Origin of the sequence: Neobacillus drentensis, from assembly GCF_036962765.1 — a bacterium.
Taxonomy (GTDB): domain Bacteria; phylum Bacillota; class Bacilli; order Bacillales; family Cytobacillaceae; genus Neobacillus; species Neobacillus drentensis_C.
In genome coordinates this window covers 1-10,800 of record NZ_JBALOS010000121.1, presented here as the reverse complement: position 1 = coordinate 10,800, position 10,800 = coordinate 1, and the positions used below count along the sequence as shown (strand labels likewise).

10 protein-coding genes are annotated in these 10,800 nt (G+C 35.3%); 5 read left to right on the top strand and 5 right to left on the bottom strand.

The features are described 5' to 3' along the window. The first annotated feature begins 27 nt into the window (after window positions 1-27). From V7137_RS15720 to V7137_RS15705, 4 genes are all read left to right on the top strand, one after another. Window positions 28-744 carry a response regulator transcription factor gene (locus V7137_RS15720; protein ID WP_335698957.1) on the top strand — a complete coding sequence of 239 codons (717 nt, stop codon included), beginning with the start codon at window positions 28-30 and terminating at the stop codon, window positions 742-744. A 40-nt stretch (window positions 745-784) separates the two neighbouring features. Beyond that, complete coding sequence (locus V7137_RS15715) at window positions 785-2,875, top strand: sensor histidine kinase (RefSeq protein ID WP_335698956.1); 2,091 nt, start codon at window positions 785-787, stop codon at window positions 2,873-2,875. Window positions 2,876-3,195: 320 nt separating this feature from the next. Beyond that, the gene (locus V7137_RS15710) at window positions 3,196-3,321 is read left to right on the top strand and encodes a hypothetical protein (RefSeq protein WP_335698955.1); all 126 of its coding nucleotides are present in this window, start codon (window positions 3,196-3,198) and stop codon (window positions 3,319-3,321) included. Window positions 3,322-3,447: 126 nt separating this feature from the next. Next, the gene (locus V7137_RS15705) at window positions 3,448-4,209 is read left to right on the top strand and encodes an alpha/beta fold hydrolase (RefSeq protein ID WP_335698954.1); all 762 of its coding nucleotides are present in this window, start codon (window positions 3,448-3,450) and stop codon (window positions 4,207-4,209) included. Between the two features lie 208 nt (window positions 4,210-4,417). Here the strand turns inward: V7137_RS15705 and V7137_RS15700 are convergent, their stop codons facing one another. From V7137_RS15700 to V7137_RS15680, 5 genes are all read right to left on the bottom strand, one after another. Further along, window positions 4,418-5,860 carry an amidase gene (locus V7137_RS15700; RefSeq protein ID WP_335698953.1) on the bottom strand — a complete coding sequence of 481 codons (1,443 nt, stop codon included), beginning with the start codon at window positions 5,858-5,860 and terminating at the stop codon, window positions 4,418-4,420. Between the two features lie 79 nt (window positions 5,861-5,939). Further along, complete coding sequence (locus tag V7137_RS15695; protein WP_335698952.1) at window positions 5,940-6,656, bottom strand: sulfite exporter TauE/SafE family protein; 717 nt, start codon at window positions 6,654-6,656, stop codon at window positions 5,940-5,942. Between the two features lie 77 nt (window positions 6,657-6,733). Beyond that, window positions 6,734-7,936, bottom strand: coding sequence for an iron-containing alcohol dehydrogenase (locus V7137_RS15690; RefSeq protein ID WP_335698951.1), 1,203 nt, complete (start codon window positions 7,934-7,936; stop codon window positions 6,734-6,736). A gap of 60 nt (window positions 7,937-7,996) precedes the next feature. Then, a complete protein-coding gene (locus tag V7137_RS15685; RefSeq protein WP_335698950.1) occupies window positions 7,997-8,353 on the bottom strand; it encodes a Rieske (2Fe-2S) protein in 357 nt (118 codons plus the stop codon). A gap of 3 nt (window positions 8,354-8,356) precedes the next feature. Continuing rightward, window positions 8,357-9,460 (bottom strand): amidohydrolase family protein, encoded by a 1,104-nt coding sequence (locus V7137_RS15680; RefSeq protein WP_335698949.1) that lies wholly within the window; start codon window positions 9,458-9,460, stop codon window positions 8,357-8,359. A 179-nt stretch (window positions 9,461-9,639) separates the two neighbouring features. Here V7137_RS15680 and V7137_RS15675 point away from each other — a divergent pair, with 179 nt between their 5' ends. Further along, window positions 9,640-10,542, top strand: coding sequence for a LysR family transcriptional regulator (locus V7137_RS15675; protein WP_335698948.1), 903 nt, complete (start codon window positions 9,640-9,642; stop codon window positions 10,540-10,542). The last annotated feature ends 258 nt before the right edge of the window (window positions 10,543-10,800 follow it).

Below are 10,800 nucleotides of genomic sequence, written 5' to 3'. Positions count from 1 at the left end.
GAAATACAATGATGGGTGGTTTTCTTGTTGAACAATTCTAATATCTTACTTGTTGACGATGAACAAGAGATTCGAGAATTAGTTGGGATATATATAGAAAGGGAGGGTTTTAATTTTTTTGAGGCAAGTAATGCATCGGAAGCTTTTGAACAAGTAGAAAAAATAAATCCTCATCTAATTATTTTAGATGTGTATTTACCTGATTTGGATGGAATTGAATTATGTAGAAGAATTCGTAATATGACGAATGCTCCTATTTTCTTTCTTAGTTGTAAGGATTCAGAGATTGATAAAGTTACTGGTCTAAGTGTTGGGGCAGATGATTATATCGGCAAGCCTTTCAGTATGCATGAATTGATTGCTCGCATTAAAGCACATCTTCGTCGCCATCAATACCTTGTCCACCCAATTCCTATAGAAAAGGATATTCAAATCCTAAGGTCCTCATCGATCACTTTAAATATAGAGAAATTCGAATGCTATTTTCAAAATAATTTAATTTGGTTAACTTCAAAAGAGTTTCAATTATTACATTTTTTCATGAGGCATCCTCAACAAGTTTTTAGTGCTGAACATTTATTAGAAAAAGTATGGGGATATGATTCTGTCGCGGATATCAAAACGGTAATTGTTCATGTAGGTAAATTAAGAAAAAAACTCGGTACAGATTCAAAAGATTCAACGACGATTATGACTATTCGAGGGGCAGGCTATAAATTTAATGAAGAAGTTCAACAGATATAAGTTTAGATTAAAGAGACTATTTTTCACTTTTCGTGGGAGAATGCTCGGAACATTTTTAATTCTATCCATCTGTCCGCTTATATTTATTTTTTTCTTCGCTATATATAGTTCAGAGAAAGCTCTATCTATTTCAGGTAATCGGATTAATAATATTCTTCTAGACTATGTCATTTTTCTTCACAGGGAAAATTTAACAAAACAAACTGAAATAATTAATGAAAAAATTAGTTCTATTAAAAAACAAGTTCACGTAGTACAAGCTGAAGCAGAAGATGTTTTCAGCAATCCTATACCACCAAATGATTATCAATTAACCTTACAAAAAGAAAAAGAAGGATACTATTGGGAGGATATAAAAGGGGATGTTTCCAATGTTGGAATGAGTTCACCTCTTGAGCTAACAAAGGACATTAAAAACAAACTATTAAAATCAAAATTACTAGAAAAAGAATTTATTCAAATTTATCATCAAGAAAAAAGTATTTCACGAATTTATTATATAGGTACCCAATCCTATTGGCGGATTTATCCGAAGGAAAATGTCAAAGAGAGTCGAGAAAAAGGAAGATATAAACCTTATTATGATTTTACAACCTGGGCTTTCTATTCCTTAGCCGCCAGTTCTAAGCGAAATCATGAAGTTTGGACAAAACCATCTAATGAAGTAGATAATATGTTTACTCTCTCCATGCCAATCTTTGATAATAAAAGTGATTTCACAGGTGTTATTGGTGTTGATATTTCTGTTACTCAGTTCTTAGATAAATTTTTAAATTTCCGTTTCAAAGAGCCGTCTGCCTATGCGGTCTTAATTAGCTCTGATCATGAGATTATTGCAAGACAAGAAAAGGCTCAGAAAGATTTACGCTACTTTACTACGAGTCTAATACAAAAATTATACGATGGTGATCAGCCTTTTTTAATGAAAATCAATCATAACGAAAAAATATTTCTTGTTTCAAACGTAAAAGAAACTAATGGGAAAATTGTCTATGTGATCCCGAAAAAGGAAATAATCAGTTCTGTTAAAACTTCTATAGAGAATCAATTAGGAACCTATATAAGGACATTTACCATTCAGTTTATTTGCTTACTAATCACGATTATTTTTATTTTGGTAGCTATAACTCTTATGATTTGGAAACATTACTCGAAACCATTTAATGAAGTACTACAGGGTATTAGCTCAATTAGTTCGGAAAAGTTTCAAGTAAGAATTAAAGACCAACGTTTGGAAGAATTTCAGTTATTTACCCATTCTTTTAATTTGATGGCAAAAAAAATAGATGACTTAATCACAAACTACAAATTATTAAATTTATATCTTGAGGAAAAAGTGTCAGATCGAACTACTAAGCTTTATATAGCCAATGAAACACTTAAACAAACGAACGATAAATTAATCACAATGGAGAAAACAAGAAGAGAAATGTTTGCAAATATTGCTCATGATTTAAAAACGCCTATCACAGTGGTATTGGGGTATATTGAGGCAATCAATGATAAAATGATTAATTCTGAACAAGTTGACGAGTATTTGCATCGAATCCACAAACATCTTCATTCTATTAATAATCTTGTAAAAGGACTATATGAACTCAATCATGTGGAAATGAGTGAGCAAGTATTTCATTATCAAATTGTCCATGCAAATGATTTTTTTATGCATATAGAAGATCTGCTCAAACATGATCCAAATATTCATGTTTTTGCGGAGGAAAAACTCCCATCGCTTAAAATAGATTTAAAATATTTGGAACGTGCTATCTTAAACCTAGTGGAGAATTCTATTAAATATTCCAATTCTAATACTCCTATTGTAATTAACGTAAGCAGTAATCGAACCCATATTGCCGTGTCAGTTCGAGATTATGGCTGGGGAATACCACAAAAAGATTTGCCTCATATTTTCGAACGCTTTTATCGTGTAGACCGAGCAAGGAATTCATTTAAGGCAGGTAATGGATTAGGATTATCGATTGTAAATGAGATTGTTCATGCACATGGAGGGAGCATAAAATTAAAAAGTGAATTAGAAAAAGGAACAGTATTTATTATGAAACTTCCGATTTATGAACCGATTACTAAAATAGAGAATACTGAAGTGAATATGCAAAAACTTCATATTTAAAAATAATTGATCGAAAAATAAAAAGGGAAAAATAAATTGTGTGAATGTTAGGAATATTTATTGAATTTGTAAACGGCTTCAAATATAATACAAATAGGCAGATGACAAACGTGGCTATCTGTTAAATACAGAGTTGGTGGGGCTGATCCTAATTTCTTGAATTTGGGCTAATTTCAGGAAACATTGGAAGTATAAAATACCCCAACTCAGATGTTGCTTCAATCAAACCTAGACTATCAAAAGGCTTTCGAAGGACAACTTAGCACATTCAGAATAATTTTTAGTGTAGCTTAATTTGTACTCAGAGAGGAGAATTTGATATGGGTAAGGCTGAAAATTGTTTGATTAATTCTTGGAGAAATTTATTTGATAGGGTAAAAGTAGATTACCGAGAACTAAGTGACGAGGAACAATGGGAAATAATTATGAAGGCTTTTAAATATTAATCTAAAAAAATTATTTTTTATTAGTGTAATAGCGGTTAGAGCGATTCTCATTTGAGCGTCGTTCTTTTTATTTTATCTGAGGGAGGTGAAAATTGTTTAGATTCAATACAAGACAGGAGGGAATTTATGAATTACATTGATATTGGACAAGGAGAAACAATAGTGTTTGTTCATGGATTTTCAAGTAATAAAGAATCATGGACTAGTCAATTTGATCTAGCTGAAAATTACCGTTTGATCATTCCTGAATTAAGAGGCCATGGTAAGTCTGAGGTATTTGAAGATATTTCAATACAACAATTTGCGAAAGACGTACTAGATTTATTAGATGAATTAAACATCGATAAAGCTCATTTTTGCGGATTATCGTTGGGGGGAGTCATTGTTCAAGAAATTTATAAACTACAGCCCCACCGTGTAAGTTCTTTGATCTTATCAAACACGTTTTCACAAATAAGTAATGTATTTAAACGCCTCTTTACATTCTATTTTAAATATCGGTTGAAAAAATATGCAAAAATGGAAGGGGATGAAATCATTTCAAAAGCTGTTAAAAGAATTATATATAACAATAAAAACGAAGAGCTCCTTGAAAATGCAAAGTCAGCCCTAACTTATAATGAAAAAGGCTTCGCAAATACACTAGTGTCATTACCAAAAGGATTTAGTTACTTAAATATGTTATCTACCTTGCAGGTTCCAATCCTCATACTTGGAAGTAAAAATGATAAATTAGCACCTGTCAGGTATGCAAAGCAATCGTATCGTAATGCGAATAAATCAAAAGCAGAGCTTCATATATTTGATAAAGCGGGTCACCTCCCAAACATTGAAAATAAAGAAAAATACAATCAAAAACTTTTAGAATTTTTACAAAGCGTTTGCTAATAGATAAGAACCTCCAATACTGAATAATTAGTTGGTAAAAAAGAGTTCCATTAAAGCTAACGCGATTAAGAATAGAAGGTCCAGTTGCAAACCAGTTGGATTTTTTCTTATTTGGCTCATTTATCCAAAATGAAACCAAAAAAGAAAGGCTGGCTCAAAAAGAGGTTTTTAACTTCCTTTTGAATCAGCCGGTTTAAGTATTGTAATTTTAAAGATTTGGTCTATAATTTGCCCACGGTGATGCTTCTTCAAAGGCAGCGGAAGCTCTTAAAATATTCCATTCGTCAAATCTTCTTCCAATTATCTGCATTCCAATAGGCAGACCGTCGGTTGAAAAACCTGCTGGAATGGAGGCGGCTGGGTGGCCAGTCAGATTGAGGTGACTTGTAAGAGCCCAGCCGTGAGCCGGATTTATCATTTTCCCGTTTATTTCAGGAGGGGAAGGTAACTCAATTGAAAACGGCGGAAGCGCAAGGGTCGGTGCAATCAACAAATCATAGTCTTTGAAAATGGTTTGAAAGGCGTGCCAAACCTTGCTCCGTGCAATCTCTACCGCTTTATAATCCATCGCTGAGTAGGTAAGTCCCTTACGGATGATTTTAACGAAAGATGGGTCAAACAACTCTTCTTTTTCGGGTAATAATGCACTATACGCTGCAGACATTCTACAACTAAACAGACAGGCAAACAGCTTGTATATCCACTCCTCTGCATTGTCAATTTGTGGATTGACTCTCTCTACCTCACAACCGAGAAATTCAAATACCTTCACCGCATTCTCCATCACGCTTTGTACCTGTGTATCGATTTCATAATATCCGAAGTTGGAACTATATGCGATACGCAATCCTTTTAAATTGGGATTACGTACAGCTAGTTGAATATTCTCGCTTGTATTGGGAAGCGAAAATGGATCTGTGGGATCCGGACCAACCATTACGGAATAGAGTAGCGCAGCATCTTCTACCGTTCGAGAGAGTGTGCCATGGTGCAGAAAGGGATTAAGGTCACTAAATGCGTTAATTGGATCGCTCTTCGGAATTCTTCCAAAGGTTGGCTTCAATCCGTATACACCACAAGCGCTTGCTGGAATCCGAATGGAACCACCGCCATCCGTTCCTTCTGCAAAAGGAACAAGACCTGCGGCAACGGAAGCAGCCGATCCGCCGCTTGAACCCCCTGAAATTCGCTGAGTGTTCCAAGGATTTTTAGTCCTACCGAAAAGCGCATTGTCTGTTATAGATTTGTGTCCAAATTCCGGGGTATTTGTCTTTCCAAGAACTATGGCTCCAGCACTTTTGATTCTTGATACAGCAACTGCATCCTTATTTGGTACATTATCAGAAAAAAGTCTTGATCCATATGTGGTTTTAATTCCCTTCGTCGGTGTAAGGTCTTTGATCCCAATGGGAACCCCGTGAAGTGGTCCAACTTTTTCTTTTCTCATAATGGCGATTTCCGCTTTTCTAGCATCTTTTAGTGCTAATTCGGGAACGACCGTACAAAACGCGCCGATTTTGGGATTGACTTCTTCAATCCTTTCTAGAAACATATGGGTTACATCCATCGGAGAAAGCTTTTTTTTACGAATTTTTGCAGCTAGCTCAGTAGCGGACATATATCCCAATTCTTCATGAGTCAAATTGGTCACAGAAATTCCCTCTCATTACTTAGTTATTTTTACGACCCGATGCATTGTAAAACTTACCGCCTGTAAATCTAGAAAACTGCTAAAAACTGGATACTAATAAATAACATCCGGTGAAGAGGAGCATGATATAGGTGATGATTTGAAACGTTTTTTGATTGATCCATGTAAATATCCATTGCCCAAGCAGGATTCCAATCGCAAGCGGAAGAAGGGCCACCACAGATGAATTTAGTACTTCCTTATTCGTCCCTCCAATTACCATTTGTATCACTAAACTGACGAAATAAATGCACAGATAGTAAGCTAATGTTGTATTTCGAATCATTTCTTTTGCTTTTCCTGCTCCAGAGAAATATAGGAGTAAGGGGGGACCAGGCATACCGATGCTTGAGGTTAAAAGCCCTGAAATCCCTCCTATTAAAAAATCCCTGCCTTTAGTTTGGTGTATCTTAACCTTCAATAATAAACAAACCGTCAATAAAATAATAACTAAACTAACAATGACTTTTATTAAATCGATGTTTAAATACGAATAGATACCAATGCCCAAAGGGATCCCGATGACGCTGCCTTTCAATAATCTTACTAAAATGATCTTATCTACTTCCTTTTTTACTTTGAAAATCATAATAATAGAAATAAGGAGTGAAAGGATAAGGTTGATTTGAACAGCCGTATGGGGCTGATAAATTAAGAAAAGAAAGGGCATCGAGATGATAGAAAATCCAAAACCTGTACATGTTTGCAAAATGGATGCCATAAGAACAATTGTCGCTAATATTTGCCAGTCTCCCATATCACTCATCACTTTCTATTTCGTTTTATGAACACATCTGTGCTGATTTTTCCTATTCAGGAAAAATCAGCAGCTACTTATTGATTAATGTTTACAGATAAATCAAATATTTGGCTTGTAATCTTGACGACTGCGTCAGGCGGTATTTCAAAGTGAACACCTGAAGGCTCATTGTGAACTGACGATATAATATCCTTCATGCTATCCACATTCACATCAAATCCAACAAGCGTTTCAGGCAGCTCAATTTCTTTTCGGAGATCCCGAATGAATGTAACTGCCTGACTCAAACATTCCTTAGCATGTGGAGATGGATCCGCAAGACCAAGTGCCTGAGCAAATCCCTGAATTCTGGATAAATAGAACGTGTCTAACGTTTCCATCACATTCGGGAGCAATACGGCATTAGCGAGCATTTGCGGAACTCCAAATTTTCCGCAATAGGCAAGAGCCATATTATGAATGGGAATGGCATTTACGATAGGCATAAAAGCAGATTTTGCCATTAAACTCGCCAGCTGCATGTTTCCCTTTGCCTCTAGATTGGATCCATCAAGGACTGCGTTTGATAGATGATCTGCAATCATTCGAATCGCATGTTGTGCATAGGCATCCGTCATCGGGTTAGCCTTAGGTGAAAAATAGGCCTCAATTGCATTGACCAATGTAGTAAATCCAGTAAATGCAATATCTTCGGGAGATAGAAACATCGTTAGTTCAGGATCTAGAATGGCTATATCTGGATTGACAAAGGAATTATAAATACTTGATTTTATCCCAATCTCATCATTTGTAATCATCGCAACTGCTGTTACTTCAGCACCGGTTCCCGTCAATGTTGGGACGGCTACATGTGGGATCGGGATTAACTGGGCTTCAGGCCACCGCTCCGTAATTCTTCCGACTTCACGGATATCTTGTATCTCTTTATGCACCATCCACTTGACCGCTTTAACTGTATCAATGGCTCCCGTGGCCCCAAGTGCAACCAATGAGTCTCCATTGGACTCTTTGAAGAAACGGGTGCAGCGATTGACAGTTTCACTAATTGCTTCTTCATGAATATCCTCAAAAATACCAACTAACTGCACGTCTCCTTGAAACGCTTCAAACAATTCTTTGATTTGATTTATGATCCCTGACCGGGCCACTTCTCTATCGGCAAAAAGAACCACCCGTTTACCACCAACCCCTTCCACCATCTTGGGCAACAAGGATTGAGATCCAGCACCATAGTTCACGACCGTTCGAGAAGTTATTTGGAAAAATGATGTTTGCAACGAATCATCTACTCTTTTCTGTACTAATTTGAAGTTTTATATCCATTAAATTTTATTGACCTACATGTAAATAACGACGTCTTCGCCCTCAACTTCTAATTTATATGATTTTATGTTTAATTTATCCGTTTGGAATAGTGCTTTACCAGTATTTACATCCCATTCATAACCATGTCTTGGGCATCTAATAATTTCATTACATTTTACAAATCCCGTTTGCCCATTTGGTAAACACTCAATTGTTCCATCCAACCGTTTAACATCTACCAAATTGGCAGCCTGATGAGGACATATTGCACTTACAGCAGAAAAGGTGGATTCTCCGGTACAACATAATACCATTCTTTTACCCTGTACTTTTACTTCTTTTATTTCACCCGGTTTCATATCTTTTGTTTTGCAAACTGAATATTTCATGTCCTAATCCTCCATATCTTCCAATCTATAAAAATCACGAGCATTATCATATAGAATTCTGCGTTTCCACTCTTTGGGCATAATCGTTGGAAAGGCACGATATGGATCATCAAAATCCCAATGCGGATAGTCTGAAGCAAAGCAAAGCATCTCAGGTCCCAACATTTCAATCATTTGCATCAAATGCTTTGGATCGGGATCGTCCATCGGTTGTGTTGTGAATTTAAAATGGTCACGAATATATTCGCTCGGTAATCTTTTTAGCCAAGGCACTTCTCTTCGGAATGTTCGGAATGTCGCATCGAGTCTCCACATAAGTGGAACAACCCATGAAAATCCACCTTCAATCATCATCACTTTAAGTTTTGGAAACTTCTCAAAAACGCCATGAACAATCATATTAGCCATAATGCTTTGATAATTCTGAATTCTTAAGGCGTACCATTCGGTAAAATAAGGGGTATTACCTAATACAGTAGTTATCGCACTTCCTAGATGAAACCCGATTGGTAAATTATTTCGTTCTGCAGCCTCATAAATGGGATGATAGAATGTTTTTCCAAGAGCTTCCGGTATTACACTTATCATTACCTGGATCATTTGCGGATTTTTCGCTGCTCGATCGATTTCTTCTGCTACAGCAATAGGGTCGTGACAATTTACGTGAATTGATCCTAGAAGATGCTTATCCATTTTTAACCACTTATCGCTTTGCCAATCATTGTATGCTGTTGCAAGTGCATTTTTAAATTCCGGTTGTGTATTTGAATCCGAAGGCCAGAATATACCTGTTAAAATGCCCTTTTTAATATTGTACTTATCTAGCAATTGTTTTTTAAATAATGAATAATCAGACCCAGCTATAGTACCATTCTCAGGCCATGCATCTACCATGGCATATCCACCGGGTGTTAGCCTTCCATAAGCTAATCCGGAAGGTCTCCACGATCCAGGGACAATATATTCTCTCCATTGTTCATCAAGATACGGAAAAAGAACTTTTAGATCAGTAAAAGCCTCATGTAAATCACAATCAATAACCGGCAATCCTTTCGTTTTTTCCTTTGAATCCTTTTCAGTGATCGTAGTAATATTAGTTTGTTCCATTCTCATAATCCTCCTTATTCTCTCTTGAGTAATTCCTAAACATCTGTTCCCAAACACCTTAACCAAAATCAAACAGAAAAATATTGTTGATTATTTTTTATTTATTCTATCAATTAAATAAGTTAATATAAAATTAATCTTTTCGATAGAAATATAAATTTTATTAATAGGAGATTAATATGAACATAGATAAATTAGTATATCTATTCGAGGTTGCAAAAACTGAGTCTTTTTCGATTGCTTCTCAAAATCTTCATGTGACTCAGTCTACAATTAGTCAGGCTGTTTTAAATCTAGAAAAGGAATTAGGAGTTTCAATTTTTCAGCGTTCACGCCAAGGAATTATACCTACTGAAGAAGGAAAGATTGTAATAAAAAAAGCCCACGAAATAATAATGAAATTTCAGGAGCTAAAAGATGAAGTTAAAACTTTTACGGATTCAATTTCAGGTGAATTAAAAATATCAACTATTTCAGGTCTTCTTAAATTACTGCTAGAACCACTATCTACCTTTAAGGAGAATTTTCCATACATATCGATTGATATTTTCGAAAATACTACTCTTGCAGTAATTGAGGATGTTGTGAACCAAAAGAGCGATATAGGACTAATCACGATTTACGATGATGTAATCAAAAATAGAGATGATATAACGTACGAGACTTTGCTTGAGGGGAAAATGAGAATATATGTAAGTAAAAATTCTCCTTTAGTTTTCTATGAAATTATAACTCCCCAAGAATTGCTTCAACAAACTCTAGTCTTATATAACGGTGATTCTATTAAATGGTTCATCGATGATTTTACAAAAAAATACGGACCTCTAAAAATATTCTTTACTTCGAATGATTCAGAAGGAGTAATGAATGCAGTTCAAAAAGGATTAGCCATTACTATTGGTCCCAGTTATTCGAATTTTCACCCCTACCTGATTTCCGGAGAAATTGTAGCAATCGATTTAGTTTATGATAGGCCTTTGACTACAACAATTGGTTGGATACACTTAAAAAACAAACAACTTCCCTTATATGTAGACAAGTTTATTAAAGATCTAAAAATTGGATTGAAAAATAAAACTTAGGTGGGTAACGACAGGTACTATTAAAGAATTATAAAGACATTCCCTTTTAATAAAAAATGTAAAAACAAAAGGAAGGGAATACGTCCCTTCCTTTTGACTGTCCTAGATTAAGATACAAAATCTTTCTATTTAGGATCCCTCGTTCTCAAATTGTTTTTTCAAATACTTCAAAAACTCTTTAGATGTTTTAGTAGAATAATGTTTTTTTGAATGAACGGCTCCAACCCACATTGGTCTTATAATAGGACTTTCTAATTC